Annotated in this window: 11 protein-coding genes; 6 read left to right on the top strand and 5 right to left on the bottom strand. The window is 45.7% G+C overall.

Translation table 11 applies throughout. From position 1 onward, the window contains the following. Window positions 1-12 precede the first annotated feature (12 nt). Complete coding sequence (locus R3B84_07525) at window positions 13-1,260, bottom strand: glycosyltransferase family A protein (protein MEZ6140406.1); 1,248 nt, start codon at window positions 1,258-1,260, stop codon at window positions 13-15. Further along, window positions 1,247-2,620: a glycosyltransferase gene (locus tag R3B84_07520; protein MEZ6140405.1), complete on the bottom strand. Its 1,374-nt coding sequence runs from the start codon at window positions 2,618-2,620 to the stop codon at window positions 1,247-1,249. Before R3B84_07520 ends, R3B84_07525 begins: the two co-directional genes overlap by 14 nt. A gap of 333 nt (window positions 2,621-2,953) precedes the next feature. Between R3B84_07520 and R3B84_07515 the strand changes: the two genes are divergently transcribed. Then, a complete protein-coding gene (locus R3B84_07515; protein MEZ6140404.1) occupies window positions 2,954-3,553 on the top strand; it encodes a GNAT family N-acetyltransferase in 600 nt (199 codons plus the stop codon). A 7-nt stretch (window positions 3,554-3,560) separates the two neighbouring features. On the opposite strand, the gene R3B84_07510 is transcribed toward R3B84_07515, so the two are convergent. From R3B84_07510 to R3B84_07500, 3 genes are read right to left on the bottom strand one after another with little or no spacing between them, the layout of a single operon-like run. Beyond that, complete coding sequence (locus R3B84_07510) at window positions 3,561-4,031, bottom strand: hypothetical protein (GenBank protein ID MEZ6140403.1); 471 nt, start codon at window positions 4,029-4,031, stop codon at window positions 3,561-3,563. Window positions 4,032-4,050: 19 nt separating this feature from the next. Beyond that, window positions 4,051-7,503 carry an efflux RND transporter permease subunit gene (locus tag R3B84_07505; GenBank protein ID MEZ6140402.1) on the bottom strand — a complete coding sequence of 1,151 codons (3,453 nt, stop codon included), beginning with the start codon at window positions 7,501-7,503 and terminating at the stop codon, window positions 4,051-4,053. Window positions 7,504-7,542: 39 nt separating this feature from the next. Further along, complete coding sequence (locus tag R3B84_07500) at window positions 7,543-8,916, bottom strand: efflux RND transporter periplasmic adaptor subunit (GenBank protein MEZ6140401.1); 1,374 nt, start codon at window positions 8,914-8,916, stop codon at window positions 7,543-7,545. A gap of 612 nt (window positions 8,917-9,528) precedes the next feature. Between R3B84_07500 and R3B84_07495 the strand changes: the two genes are divergently transcribed. The 5 genes from R3B84_07495 (at window position 9,529) to R3B84_07475 (ending at window position 14,797) form a co-directional block, all read left to right on the top strand. Further along, window positions 9,529-9,669: a hypothetical protein gene (locus R3B84_07495; GenBank protein ID MEZ6140400.1), complete on the top strand. Its 141-nt coding sequence runs from the start codon at window positions 9,529-9,531 to the stop codon at window positions 9,667-9,669. Continuing rightward, entirely contained in the window at window positions 9,670-9,957 is a 288-nt protein-coding gene (locus R3B84_07490) for a DUF5684 domain-containing protein (GenBank protein MEZ6140399.1), read from the top strand. It begins immediately after the preceding gene. Between the two features lie 19 nt (window positions 9,958-9,976). Next, complete coding sequence (locus R3B84_07485) at window positions 9,977-12,529, top strand: hypothetical protein (protein MEZ6140398.1); 2,553 nt, start codon at window positions 9,977-9,979, stop codon at window positions 12,527-12,529. 25 nt (window positions 12,530-12,554) lie between these two features. Continuing rightward, the gene (locus R3B84_07480) at window positions 12,555-13,646 is read left to right on the top strand and encodes an acyltransferase (protein ID MEZ6140397.1); all 1,092 of its coding nucleotides are present in this window, start codon (window positions 12,555-12,557) and stop codon (window positions 13,644-13,646) included. Window positions 13,647-13,741: 95 nt separating this feature from the next. After that, complete coding sequence (locus R3B84_07475; GenBank protein MEZ6140396.1) at window positions 13,742-14,797, top strand: transketolase C-terminal domain-containing protein; 1,056 nt, start codon at window positions 13,742-13,744, stop codon at window positions 14,795-14,797. Window positions 14,798-14,816: the final 19 nt, after the last annotated feature.

Genomic DNA, 14,816 nt, shown 5'->3' with positions numbered 1-14,816 from the left:
TATTTCTGCTCGTTAGTTTCGGGCATACAAGCGTCTGATCATTCGTCGCCACAGCGGGCGACTAGTAGTAAGGTTTTTCTCGAGGGTCACTGGGAGTTGTTCGGGGTGTCTATACAGTTTTGGTATTTTCTCCAACATATCAGACAATGATTGAATGCCAATACTTTCACCTTTGATCGAAAAGTAGTTTCCATCATAAAGGGCGGGTAGTGAAGCGGATCTCTGTAAATTTAAGGATGCAGATTGCAATTGCAGTTTGTCATTCAGCCAAACTTGTAGCCGTGAATCATCGGAACAGCACTCCATTAATGCTTTTTGTTGAAGATCAAGAACTCTCGGATCGTTTGAGCATAGAGTTGCTAAGGTCTTTTTGAGAAACAGCTTTCTGTCGAATGGATATGCTTTAGGGCTGAGCTGGAACGTTTTGCGAAAGTTCAGGAAAGCGTCAGCACAATTGACGATGCCAGAATAGAGATAGCGTTGCGGTATCCAGGGGTGTCTTCGAAATTCAGAATCGTTAGCAGCGTATTGCAACAAGGATTCATAGTCCTGCTGAATTGCCATGTTGAAGTTATTACTTGCATTGCTGATTGCATAAATACTCAGTGGATAGCGTAAGTAAAGCATTGACTTGGCCAGATGGGCCAGGGTAAATCCACTATACAAATCAACATCGTGAGCGTGAAACAATCGGCCGGTTTCCGAAATGATTGACTGAATCAGATTGTTGCGAATAAAGGTGTGATAGATACACGGCAGTAGATAAGGTTGAAATTCAGTTGACAAAGGCTGAAATAATTTAGAAAACCACTCGTCTGTGTGGATATCAATGAATCGCATTCGAAAATCAATCGGAAATTGTGCCAGGTTAGCAAAAATGTGTGGAATTTCTGGCCAGTAATAAATTGCAGATTGGTGCTTCAAAATTTCAGATGGATATTTCTTGAGCAACTGATCTGCAACGGAGAGTGTGTATTCGAACAGACCATCATCATCGCCGATCAGAATGACATATTCGCCGCTTGCATGAGAGACTGCAAATTCCCAGCTATCTGCCAAACTCAAGCGAATACTACTTTTGTGGTATCTGATTTTGGAAGAATTTAGCGAGGCAACTAGCCCCCTCGTATCGGTTTCAGACGCATTATCTGAGACAATGATTTCATAGTCGCCATATTTTTGGTTCAAGCAACTATTCAGCGTCACCTTCAAGGTATCGGGTCGATTTCTAGTTGGTACAATGATGCTAAACCTTGGCATTCATTTTTCCCTGATTCAGTGAAAACGCACGCCAAAATTGCTCTGCACTTTCTTTCCAAGTAAGCAATTGGTGTTGTTCTTTGATGGTTGCAGATTTACCAGCAAGGTACTCATTATCCATCGCAAGTTCAATTAACCGTATTAGTTCCGCAGTATCCAGTGGGTGATGGTAGTCAACGACTTTTCCACCAACTTCAGGGACTGATGATTGATTGGAAGCAATACAGTACTTTCCAAATGCCAGACTCTCTGCAACAGGTAATCCCCAGCCTTCATAAAGTGTGGGAAACACCGTAAATCGACAATTCTTGTATAGCCAGGTTAATTCACTGTCTGATATACCCACCAGTTGAGTAACAAACGGTTTGGTGGCAGGGTTATTTTCAATCTGATAGGCAAGTTCTTTTCCAAGATAGCCTACACCCCCGACCAGGACAAGGTGGGGGGTTTTTTCACCATATTGTTCCACCAATTGCTGCCATGTCTGGTAGAGCACTTGTTGATTTTTTCTAGCTTCAATCGCAGAAACCATCAACACGAATCCGGCAGGCATTTCCTGCGTAAGTCCTTCAGGAAAAATAGCTTGCGGAGACTGGCTGAAATCATCACCAAGCCGAAACTGTGCCATTCGCGGTGGGGCAAGCTTCTGTTTTTCGAAGTAGTGTGCGAATTCCCGCAAATTGTGGTTTGAAGTGGTGATCAGTAAGTCAGTTTGCCTTGTTAGCTCATCAAACCATTCCGCAAATCGGAATGACTGTTCCTTGCTGCATAAATGGGGTGCGTTAATTGGGATAATATCGTGCACAAGTGCTGCGATTTGTACGCCAGTTTGTTTGAGGGTTCTCACTTCTGCGAATTTGATCAACTCATCCATGCCGCCTGTGAAAACAAGGTAATCCCCGCGCTGAAAAACGGCCCGAGAGCCTGAAGTCTGCCAGGATATTTTCCTGAATGCTTGTAATATCAGCCAGATTAATACCTTGGTAAACTTCCATGCTTCTCGAAACAAACCTTTCAAATGCCAGCCGAATTCCCAAAGATGAACAGATAAATCCCACAGTTTTTTCTGTAGCAGACTTTTTGATTGAGCAGCGAGTTCCGTTGTGGCTTTCTTTTTGTGGCCGGAAGATGCTTTTTGCGAGCGGGCAAGGAATTCTGAAATAAACTCTTGTGGAACTTCGTGAAAGTGACCTGTTTTTACTCGAAACTGACACAATTTTACCTGTTGTGGGTGGTTTTCCAGCAACTCTTTCAAAATGCAACTCACCACCCGTGGAATCCCACGTGGGTAGCCCTGATGACGAATGAGGTGATCAATATCGAACCAGACGGTCGTTTGATCCCTGGGAATTATCTCCATCCAGACTCCCGTAAGTTACGTTCTAATATTAAGTTACTTGGCTCGATGCGAAAACCAATACTGGCCTGGTAAATGACCTTCAAACAACCCTATACCGTTCACCAACTTAACATTGCAACACCATTTTTCACAAAATTAGCCATTTCAAGTGCGTATCAATGGGAAAATTCTGAGTTAGAATCGCTCGTTCATAGTCAATCGGATATATGCAAGATCGTTTATGTATCAGGTGATTCTGATTCAATTCTTGGCACGCTCGCCTGGCAACTTATGGGCGAAATCCTGATGGTCCATCTTCCGTTTGGAATAAAGCTACCACTTAGAAATGGGGTCATGGACACATTATTTTCATTTCTACCCCCACGTGCATGTCAGGCAGTTGTTCCACGTTCCCAATCGAAGTGGGGCAAAATATTAGAAAAAAATCATTTTTGGCAGATTGGCACAGTGGTACAATTGTGCTTGAATGGAACAGAACGGAATAAGTTAGAACATCTTCACGATATTGGACCGGTGTCGCTCCGACCGTTGTCCAGCTCAGAAGTCGATCTTTGGCTGGATCTGCTTTTGGAATGTCAATTACACAGTTCAGATTTTCCGGAATTGAACAAGCATCTTTCTCGTAAATCATTGCAGGATCTGTACTTAGGCAAAGGAATTCTTGGTCGTTGGCTGATTTTTTTTCACCAACAACCAGTGGGGGTTTTAGCGATTGCTGGCCCACAGTTAGAGTATCTTGGGGTGCTGCCAGAATATCGTGATCGGGGCATTGGTCAGACGATTATGAGAATAATTGTTGATGAACCACTGAATGTCAGCCAGTTATCAGTGGATGGCAGAAATTCTTCTGCCCGTCACATTTATGAGAAATTGGGCTGGGAGGAAATGCATGAACGGTGCGATGTATTTTACCGAGCCCATCCATTGGATTAATATGAAACTATTTTTTCTCTTCGAAGTCACCTGAGTATTTTTTACCTTCTATTGTAGCACTGATGGTGCCAGAGAATGCCTGTTCTTTGGCAAGTTCATCATGAGTTGCTTCAAAACGAGATGAGTTACCATCTTTCTCGCCTTCCAGCGGTGCTGCAGCCAACTTCAGCGTGAGCGGCGGAGTGGTCTTTAAGGTAACCGTAATTTCGTTGGCCTTAATTGGTTTGGGTGTTTTCACATCTTCGCCAAGTACGTAAACGGTCACCATTTTTTTGGCATGATCCGGAGAAAACTCAACGTGATATTCTTCTTCGCCCCATTCCGCGTAAACCCCACCATGTGGTCCACTTGCGGGATGTTCATGAGCATGACCATGTCCGGCAGCGGAATTTGAACCTGAGCTAGTTCCGGTTTTTTCGTCGCAACCACTTGCGAAATAGAGAGATCCAACAACAAGTAACAGTGCAATCTTCTTCATCAAACATCTCCGTAACAATTTAGACCAACTTTTCAACATCCGTGGCTTGGGTAGTAAGCATAGTAACACTTTTCCCACTGAATTTCCAGAATATCCCGGGATGGAGCAGGAATTCACAAAAGGTTGAAGTAATCAACCCTCCCGTTATCACTGTAGCAACAGGATATAAAATTTCTCGGCCTGGCAGATTGCCAGCAATCACAAGTGGCAACAAACCGATCCCTGCCGTCAATGATGTCATCAGCACAGGAGACAACCGTTCCATGCTCCCACGGACAATCATTTGTGGCGTAAATCCTTCACCTTCATGTTTCATCAGATGGATGTAGTGCGTGATCAGCAAAATACCATTGCGCATGGCTATTCCTCCAAGAGAAATGAACCCGACCCAGGCTGCAAGACTCGGTTTCTGACCTGTAATTAGCAGAGCGAGTACCCCGCCAATGAATGCAGTGGGGATCGCATTAAAAAGCTGTAATACAATTCTTATCGATGGAAATGCAATGAACAGAACTAGAAACATCCCTACCAACGAAGCGATACCCAGGAGAAGTATCTGTCTGGATGCGGCTCGTTGATTTTCAAATTGCCCCGCGTATTCCACATAGTATCCAGCCGGCATGTTGATTTTTGTAGCCACCGTACGCTGGATATCCTCAACAACTGCCTGGAGCGTGCGTTGCGTAGTATCTGCGTTGCACCTTACAACCATGCGACGTAGGGTATTATCTCTTTTTACTTGATTCGCACCGGAATCCCCACCGGTAGCGGGTGTGATATCAGCGATATCTTGCAGAAGTACTTCTCGATGGTGGTTTGGTATGTCGATTCGTAATCGACCAAATGAGCTGATGTCTTTGCGATGTTCTTCATGAAATCGCACAATGAGATCAAATCGTTTTTGGCCTTCAATCACCTGGCTGGCGCGTTTTCCTCGTAAAGCAATTTCCAGGTATTTCCCAATAGTTTCCTTATCAAGCCCATAAAACTGCAAGGCATCTGGTCGCAAGCGAATATGCACTTCATCTGTTCGTCGAATTGGCTCAACTGCCAGCGATTTAATTCCAGGAATCTCAGCGAGTTCTCGTTGAATGTCAGTTGCTTTTCGCAGTAACAGATCGAGATCATCTCCATAGATCTTGATTGCAATTTGCGCAGTTGTACCTGAAAGCATGTGACTGATCAAGTGTGCTAAAGGTTGTTCTGCTTCAATTCCAACTTCAGGGGCTACCTCTTTGACTTTCTCTGTTAACAGGTCAAGTAACTCCTGGCGAGGCATCGGGTTATCGGGATTCACCATTAACAGATATTCCGTCGCACTGGTAGGTTCCACGTGCTCATCCAGTTCTGCACGTCCAGTGCGTCTTAGGAATCCACGAATTGGAAAATCTGGATGCTCTGAATTTGCTTGAAGTTTGAGAAGATGTTCATCAATTGCAGAGCAAGTCTGGTTCGAAGCATCCAATGATGCACCTGGCGTTAATGAAATATTGAGTTGCACAGTACCTTCATCAAAGGCAGGAAGAAAATTGCTTTTCAGTTGGAACAACCGCAAGCCAAAATACCCTACCAGAATCCAGGTAAGCAGTAACAGCCAACCTGCATATTTCAAGCTGAATCGTACGAGCAGGGTAGCAACGAATTTCAGATTGCGAACAACCAGATTGTCTGCATGATGTGTTGTTTGAGAGCCTCCAGTTCTGACTAACAACCAATACGCCATTACTGGAGTTAACGTTAGTGAAACTAAGAGTGAAGATAAGATGGCAGTAACATAAGCGACAGCCAGGGGAGAAAAAAGTCTACCCTCCATGCCACTAAGAGCCAGCAATGGCAAAAATACCAATATAACCATCATTGTGCCAAAGACAATTGCTGATCTCACTTCCTTGCTGGCTTCAAAAACTACCAACAGACGTGATCTGGGCTTATCCAGCATTGAATTTTCATTCAATCGCCGATAAATATTTTCGACATCAACAATTGCATCATCAACCAATTCTCCCAGTGCTACTGCAATTCCACCCAAGGTCATTACATTAATGCTGAGATTGCTATCAAACAGTATTCCTGAAAAGTAAAAAATGATTGTTGTAATCACAAGAGACATAGGAATTGCTGTTAGCGAAATGATCGTTGTGCGCCAATTTAATAGAAACAGGAATAGAACAAGTGTAACTAACAATGCACCAATTATCAAAGCTTCTAAGACGTTAAAGATACCACGATCGATAAAATCCCGCATTTGATAAATATCTGTGTCAACCGTCAGATGTGGAGGCAGCGTTGTCTGGATTTGTTTGATTTCATTCAATGCTGCTTTAGTAATTTCTCGTGTGTCTGCCTGGGTTTGTCGTGTCAGACTTAACGATATTCCGGGAGTTCCATTGACCGATACATCTCCAACCTTGACAGGGATCCCTTCTTTGACAAATGCAATCTGTTCAATCAGAATCGATCGTTTTTCCGTCACTTTGACAGGGATTTTTCTGATGTTTTCAAGTACTTCTGGAGCGTTTTCTCCAAGCCTTCCCAGGATACGAACTGGCTGATCAGAGCCATTGAGATGAAGTAACCCGCCTGAAAAATTGGCATTATTCGATTCCAGTGCCTGTTGGACCTCACTCAGCGTTACTTCGTATTGATGTAATGCGTCTGGATCGAGTAGTACCTGATACTGCTTTCGACCACCCCCCATGGGGATCACTTGTGCCATTCCAGGTATTTTCTGCAATCGTGGGCGTACCTGCCAATCAACTAACGTGCGAATTTCCATTTCGGCTTTTTCAGTGCCAGAGAAATGAAACTGCATGGATTGCTTATTGAACACGACACGTCCGGTAAGTCGATCACCGCTGGCTGTTGGCAGCAAATCCACTTGAGCTGAAGGGATTTTTGTCCATTCGGCCAATTCTAGTTTATTGTGCGTATCCCAGCAAATAAAACTATTTGTTTCATTTAGAGATTTTTGTTCTTCAACAACCCATGAGGTACCTTCAACGGTAGAAAGTTTCCCACCACTTGGGCCAGCTCGTTCATGAATACCAAATATCATGAACTGACCCATCAACGAACTGGCAGGTGCAATATGAGGCTGAATCCTTTCAGGCAGATCTGCTATTGCAGTTGCAATTCGCTCCTGTACCACTTGGCGGGCTTGCATTGCCTGAGCATCCCACCCGAATTCGACAAAGATGACAGAAACTCCAGGCCCACTTTGACTTCGCACATCAACGACACCATTTCCACCTAAAATGGCAGATTCCAATGGAAAGGTGATTAATGTTTCTACTTCTTCCGTGGCATAGCCAGGGGCTTCTGTAATGATGGTTACACGTGGACGATCCAGGTTTGGAAATACATCGATTGGCATTTGTAATGCCTGAATGGTTCCCCAGACCATCGCAATTACTGCGATGATGACGACCATTGTTCGATGGTTCAGAGCCAGTCGGATAATTTGATTTAGCATAGGTGATTTACAGGTGATAGTAATGGATTTACAACAGAATTAATGATCGTGATCATGGTCGTGGCCATGATCATCACCTGCATTTCCAGCCTTCAATATGCGATTGAGTGCGGGTGCCTGATTCACTGCAATTGATTGGCCAACTCCCAGTGACCCATCAGCAACGATGACAGCATTATTGCTATCCTGAAGTTTTAGCTGTACTTCTACTCGCTGTAGCTTGGCGCCATTTTCCCGGAAAACGTAGGCATTAGCCCCTTCTCTGACTATGGCATCAATAGGAACCACAAATAACTCTTTCCCCAAAAATTCCACCGGGACATGCAGATGCACATGTTGTCCCGGGCGAAAACGCCAGGCCAATCGTTTTTTGCCGCTGACATCTTCACTGCGGGCTTCATTTTCTAACAGGAAATACGCCCCCACAGTTCGGCTATCGATTTCTACTTCATTGGAGTAATGGTGGAACCGAATTGCTGGATCATTTGGCCATGTTATGCCCATTGTGGGCTCATGAGTATCCAGCTCAATTTTTCCACCCATTGCTACAGCGTTTGCTAGCAGTAATTGTTCTGATGTAAAAAATCTGGCTTCAACAAACAATTGTTCGTGGTTGGAAAGGATGCAAAGTGGGTCGCCAGCAATCACATGCTGACCCACCTGAACTTTTAATTCCTGCACTTCATACTCACCTTTTGATCTCCCAGTGCTGGTGATTCCCATTTCATCATTTTCCAGTGGCGGGGCAGAAATTGTAATTGTTGTTAACAGATTCCCTTGTAACACTTGTTCTATCTGAGATTGGGTGAAGCCGAACAAGCCCAATTGTCGCCGATAAAGACCTATTTGTAGTTCCCATCGCTGAAGTTGCTTCTGCTGTTCAAATGCATCAAGCTGGGTTTTGGTGCCAAGCCGCACTCCATCCATGATTTTTTCCAGGTGCACCTTTGCCAATTCTTGCTCACGAATCGATTTCACTAATTCAACCTGTGTGCTTTGGGCAAATTCGCTGACGATCTGCAGTTCAAAAAGTGGCTGATCCGCCTCCACGACATCACCGGGTCTTGCGTAGATTTTGGACACGATGGCACTGACTTTTGTGCCCACGGTGCGATCTGTTTCGCCTGGTCGATCAACCAGAACGCCTGGTATGGAAACTTTTCGCCAATACGGTAAGTGGGACAATTCCTGAAACTTCAATTTCAGATTTTCTCGTGCCTGTGGTGTTAATTTTATCGTTTCCTCATCGGAATGTTCATCGTGGTCATCTTCGGCATGACCTTCCTCCGTGGTGTCAGATGGGAGTATCAAGGGTTGCCAGAGGCGATACGTAGCCCCAGCAGTAATTCCCAGGGCAATAAACAGAAGCCACCCAAACAATATGCGGGTGGGAATAAATGATAGTTTTTTCATAACTCGTAGCATCGAAGCAATCAGGACACAAGTGCAACCAAAAATTCAAACAGTTTAATGATAAAAAATTTGTTTGATTGTTAGATTGTTAATCGTGGTACTTGCTGTGATAGTGGGTTAGTTGCAGAAACCTGCGGTGAAATCGATAAATGGACAGTGATAGCCTTCAAGTGGGTACGCAAGTCCGCATCTGTTTGCACGATGAGCCCTGCGACTGGTGGGATCTGTGAAGAGTCTTCGTGCGTTAACCAGGGATCAGTGGCACCATCACAGCAAAGTTGTGAATGGTTATCATGCTGATCATCTTGGTAGTCATTGTGCGAAAATGGATCTGTTGGGGGAGTTTCTAACTCATTCTCTGGAAGTGCATGTGCATGGCCACAGGTACAGAACGACTGTGGTCCCGCACCTAAAAGCAAAGCCAAAAGCAGCACAAGAAAATTCAATCTCTACCCTCTTAAAGTATTATTGTTGGAATGCCAGTTGCTGTCAATCAAAATTCTTTGATAATCATTCTTGCATATATGCGATATTTGTGCGGTTTCCAGTTGATCTGAAGCTACTCTCTCGTCGGAACATGTTCAGGATGTTTGTCTCAAATAGAATGATTTCATGAACAATGCAGGTCTTGTTTTAATTTTATCGGTGCTGGGATTGATCTTTCTCGTCGCACGCTGGCGGGTATTTACCAAGGCTGGGCAATCGGGCTGGATGTCCATTATTCCTTACCTGGAACAGTGGATCGAATTATGAATCACAGGGCGTTCGGACTGGTGGGCATGGCTGGGCATTTTATTCCCACCCACAAGAATTGCAGATTGGATATTAAATTCCTTTCATCTTGCCCGCGCATTTGGCTACGGTTGGTATTTTGGCTTAGGATTATGTGTGCTGCCGTTTGTTTTCTTTCCGATACTGGCATTCAGTGCGGTGCGTTACCGTGGTCCTGATGGTGGGGGTGTCTGTTTGCGTGCTGATACCCCACCTTTTTTGCAAAAACCGGACACTCTGCATGATCGCGCACAGGAAACATTCCTCTAAAGCCTGAAAGCAAAAGCTCATGTGGCGAATTGAACTACCATTCAGCGATGCTCGACTCATGCTACTGCAGAGGTGGTCGCACTTAGGCAAATTTGCGGACTTTTTTCTTCTGCTTGGTCTGGCAAGCTTCACTTTGTGGATCGTTTTTCGACTTTATCGCCAGGAACTGACCACTATCAGCAAAGGATATGCCAGGATTCTGTTGGTGGTGCGATCTCTAATTATTCTGACGGTTGTGTTGTTGTTGTATTGGCGTCCGGTGATTGCTCACAGTCATTCGGAAGAAGTGCCCTCCCAACTTTTCGTGGCTGTTGATTTATCCGACAGCATGGGTGTTTTCGATCACCACCGATCTGATCTGGAAAAACTGGAATTAATCAAAGAGTTGTCGATATATCAGGGTAAAGTACCATCCAGCACGTTGGATAATTGGTTGCAAAGTGCGAAGCGAAGTGATTATCGTTTTACCGAAACTGCCGAATACCATCGATTATTAGAGGAATTTCATTTATTTGCGAGGAAGCACCTCGCCATGCGTGTTCTCGACCCACGTGGGAAGAATTTTCTGGGTCAGATGCAGGAAAAACACCAGATTCGGTTACATGGATTTTCGCAAGAATCGCACCCACTGTCCGTCACAGAGCCTGGTTCCAATCCGTTGATTTCCGAGTCTCCCACCGGCAATCGCTTTACCGATTTGAAAGTTCCGTTGCTGGATGCAATCCAACTGCGTACATCAACAGAAAAACTGGTCGGTGTGGTGATATTCAGTGACGGCCAGCACAACTGGGGTGTCTCACCACAATTACGAGTTCAGGAACTGGCTGATTTGGGCATTCCAGTTCATTTTGTGGTGTGTGGCCCCAAAGATCCACCGCCAGATTTAGCAATTATCGCAGCTCGAGCCAGCCCGCCCGCAGTTTTTCAGAATGCATATGCCACGGTAGAGTGCCGTTTGCTGATTAATAACATGCCACCGGGTACCATCCGGGTGTCACTGAATCTTCCCGACAAAAATGGCAAGCCCGTCTCACCGGTGGTGCAGGAATTCCCCCACGATGGGAATAATCAACAAAAAACAGTTCAGTTACTTGCGAAAATGGTTCAGTCTGGGAAAAATCAATTACAGTTGACTGCAGAGCACCTTCCAAATCAACCAACGGATCGTCGCAAAGATACCCAGCCTGCAAACAATCAACGCCCACTGACGATTCATGTGACAGCGGATAAAGCTAAAGTGCTCGTTGTCGACAGTGAGGTACGTTGGGAGTTTCACTACCTGCAAACTGCTTTGGAAAGAGATAGCACCATGGCAATGCAGCGAGTGGTATTTCTCCAACCTCGGCTGCAGGCAGGAGAATCCCCCACACGTGATGCTGGACTGCCGCAACTGAAGCTGCCCACAGATCCGGAGGCATTATTGGATTTTGACTGCATCATTCTGGGCGATTTGGGGCTAGACGAGCTCACATTGGAATATCGCCAGCGGCTGGAAAAATATGTGGCAGATCGTGGTGGGACACTAGTGCTGCTTGCTGGTAAACGGTCCATGCCCATGCAGATTTTTCAGGATCCAATCATTTCTAAATTGCTGCCGATCAGTCAGCCAATTGAAATCAGCAGTGAATCAGGACGAGCTTTCCGAATTACCGCAGAAGGAGAGGGGACTGGATTTTTGCGGATGTCTGAAAATGCGGGTGCCAGCTCCGAAATCTGGCAGCAACTCCCCCACCACTACTGGGCAGTAACTGGTATAGAAAAGCCCGGTTCGGTGGTGTTGGCGCGAAGTGTGGAAGCAGACCAACCGTTCGATGGAACAAAATCCGAATCGGGGGCACCAATTCTTGTCCGACAGCATTACGGTTTTGGCAGAGTGATCTATCTTGGAATCGATAGTACCTGGCGTTGGCGATTCAAACGAGGCGATGAATATAACCACCGTTTCTGGAGCCAACTGATTCGCTGGGCTGCAAGCGATCGGGCATTGATTACTGGCAACGATTTTGTTCGCTTTGGAACGCGGGAACCAAACTATCGCACAGACCAGGAAGTCGAATTCGTTGCTCGATTTACAGACAAAGCAACTACACTACCGCCAAATCAAGTGGTAGGGATACGGTTGCGGTTACAGAATGGAACTTCAGACCAGGTGGTCCGCACGATCCCACTTGTGCCACATCCGGTGATACCTAAAGAGTGGACCAGTTCCATCAAAGATCTGCCAGCAGGGAAATATATTGCAGAACTGGTGATTCCTGGGTACGAGCAGATGGTTCAAAGCACGAGTGGGGAAAAATTAAAATCTCCTTTTCTGGTACTCCCAACGGATACAGGCGAATTAGTCGATCTATCTGTAAATCGAAATTTCATGTTGGATATTGCCGATAAAACAGGTGGAAAAGTTGTTGAGATTGCAGAAGTAGATCAATTGTCAGAATTTTTGAAAGCACAGAAGGCGACTCGAACGTACATCACTGAAACTCATTTGGGACAATCATGGTGGTTGCTTTGTCTGGTAATTGGTTTCCTTACTGTTGAATGGATGATTCGAAAATTTGCCGGACTGGCTTAGCGCTGTTGGTTTCAGGGGATTGACTTTGTCAGAACAAACCGCGAAAACCACAGACATTTACGCACTAACTTCGTTGCGGGGCGTGGCTGCGCTTTGGGTTCTCCTGCACCACTTTTCACCTGACCTGTTCAATTTATTGCCTGCAATGCGGTGGTTTCAACCGATTTTAAAATTCGGCCACCTGGCAGTCCCGCTATTTTTTATTCTCAGTGGTTATGTACTTGGTATTCGGTATCTGGATCGATTTCAGACGATCCGGTTCAAAGAACTTCTACTTTTCTGGTGGTTGCGACTCGGGCGGATTTACCCGGTCCACCTGGCAGCGTTATTCTGTTGCCTTTTATTGGTAATCAGTAGTAAGCATCCTGTTGACCCACGGAATTCCTTAGATAGTTTTCTGGCGAATATTTTTCTGGTTCATGCCTGGGAGTATGAATTCACTACGCTTGCCTGGAATTATCCTTCCTGGTCGATCAGTTCGGAATGGTTTGCCTATCTGCTTTTTCCAACTTTGGCATGGAGTGTCTGTCGACTTTCAATCCGGACAACTTCAATCCTGTTTTTGCTGACAATTCCCTGTTCGGTGATGGTTTTCACGTTGGATTCGATCGTTTTTCGCGGTCTGGTTTACATTATCCCCACCTTTTTTGGTGGGGTGTTTCTTGCTCGTCTGCACGCAAGATGGCAAAAAACGATTCGGTTTCGGCTGACCGATTTCCTGGTGATTTTGGGGATCGTCCTGCCGTATCTGGTAACAAACGAAAAAATTGTTCATGCCTGTTATCTTGTGCTGTTTTTTCTGCTGGTGTTGCTGTTTGCATTGGCTGGAAACACGGCGACGTGGATCTGGAAAAGCAGGGCACTGGTGTTTCTTGGGAACATCAGTTATTCGCTGTATATGACCCACGCCCTGGTACTGATGGTGCTTGGTGGGGTCATTCCTTTTGGTGCGATGCCTGAATATCCTTTGATCACCAGAATATTGACCACGCTCGGATGCCTGATAGCAATGTTTGCCGCTGCGATAGTGATGTATTACTTTGTCGAAAAACCGTGGCGTACAGCATCCCGCCGTGCTTCCCGTTCTATCCGCCCACAGACGCAAAGCGGTCCTTGAGGCAGTGAACTACCAGAAACCGGGCACCGAAACATACAATATGGATAGCCACGGAAATGCAGGTCCAGAACAATGCGAGGTGGGGGTAATTCGATATGGCAACACTGATCCAGGCAGTACGACTTGCCTTGCATTACGGCGAAACCAATTTAGGGATCACCGATATTTTTGGCGAAGATGTTGGCCCACCATTAGGTGGTGTGTTTACCGCGACACAGGGGCTGAAAACAGCATGGAATTCCCCACTCGATGAGCGTGGCATTGTTGGCACCGCGATGGGCATTGCTTACGCTGGCGGCAAGCCAGTTTTCGAGATTCAATTCTGCGATTATGCCTTTAATATCATTGATTTATTAAAAATTGCAGGCAACCAGCGCTGGGGCAGTGCGGGCGCCTTTGAAATGCCAATCGTGATGATGACACCCACCGGTTCTGGCATTCGTGGCAGTATCTACCACTCCCATTCCTTTGAAAGTTGGGCTGCACGATTGGCTGGCTGGAAAGTGGTGATGCCCAGCAATGCCCTGGATGCTTATGGCTTGATGCTATCTGCAATCATTGATCCCAATCCGGTGATGGTATTATTGCCAAAGGCGCTGTTACGTGTGCGTGGGGATCAACTGATCCCGGGTGAACCAGCAGATGCTGCTGAATTAAGCAAAAAAATCGATGCACCACTTGGGGATCGGACACAATGGCAACCTGATTGGCCGCCAGTGGAAAGGTATACTGTGCCCCTGGGATCCGCTACTGTGGTGCGTGAAGGAAACGATGCAACAGTGGTTAGTTATGGCCGAACTCTCCCCTTGTGTGTGCAGGCGGCTGATCAATTAAAGAGTCAGGGAGTGCAATACGATGTAATCGATTTGCGCAGTATCTTCCCGTACGATTGGCCCACTGTTGCCAAAAGCATTCAAAAAACAGGCCGGGTGCTGTTTGTGAATGAAGACACTGATGTGGCCAACTTCGGCGAACATCTGTTGCGACGCACAGTTGAAGAGCTTTTTTATGAATTACTGGCCCGCCCACGGATTCTGCAGGGCAAACACCTGCCGGGGATAGGCTTAAATCAAACTTACGAAACAAACACAGTGCCACAGTTCAACCATATTCTGACTCAGATGATTGAACTTGCCAACGAACCTGTTTAACCACCTCATTCACGTGGGA

This window comes from Zavarzinella sp., from assembly GCA_041399155.1.
In the GTDB taxonomy this organism is placed as follows: Bacteria; Planctomycetota; Planctomycetia; order Gemmatales; family Gemmataceae; genus JAWKTI01.
The sequence above is the reverse complement of the archived record's forward strand: the minus strand, read 5'-3'. Positions and strand labels throughout refer to the sequence as shown.

What these genes read in the sequence shown, in the direction of transcription:
- R3B84_07510 (MEZ6140403.1), bottom strand. Translation starts at nt 4,031, where the DNA reads ATGAAGAAGATTGCACTGTTACTTGTTGTTGGATCTCTCTATTTCGCA.
- R3B84_07500 (MEZ6140401.1), bottom strand. Translation starts at nt 8,916, where the DNA reads ATGAAAAAACTATCATTTATTCCCACCCGCATATTGTTTGGGTGGCTT.
- R3B84_07485 (MEZ6140398.1), top strand. Translation starts at nt 9,977, where the DNA reads ATGTGGCGAATTGAACTACCATTCAGCGATGCTCGACTCATGCTACTG.
- R3B84_07505 (MEZ6140402.1), bottom strand. Translation starts at nt 7,503, where the DNA reads ATGCTAAATCAAATTATCCGACTGGCTCTGAACCATCGAACAATGGTC.
- R3B84_07525 (MEZ6140406.1), bottom strand. Translation starts at nt 1,260, where the DNA reads ATGCCAAGGTTTAGCATCATTGTACCAACTAGAAATCGACCCGATACC.
- R3B84_07495 (MEZ6140400.1), top strand. Translation starts at nt 9,529, where the DNA reads ATGAACAATGCAGGTCTTGTTTTAATTTTATCGGTGCTGGGATTGATC.
- R3B84_07475 (MEZ6140396.1), top strand. Translation starts at nt 13,742, where the DNA reads ATGGCAACACTGATCCAGGCAGTACGACTTGCCTTGCATTACGGCGAA.
- R3B84_07515 (MEZ6140404.1), top strand. Translation starts at nt 2,954, where the DNA reads ATGGACACATTATTTTCATTTCTACCCCCACGTGCATGTCAGGCAGTT.
- R3B84_07520 (MEZ6140405.1), bottom strand. Translation starts at nt 2,620, where the DNA reads ATGGAGATAATTCCCAGGGATCAAACGACCGTCTGGTTCGATATTGAT.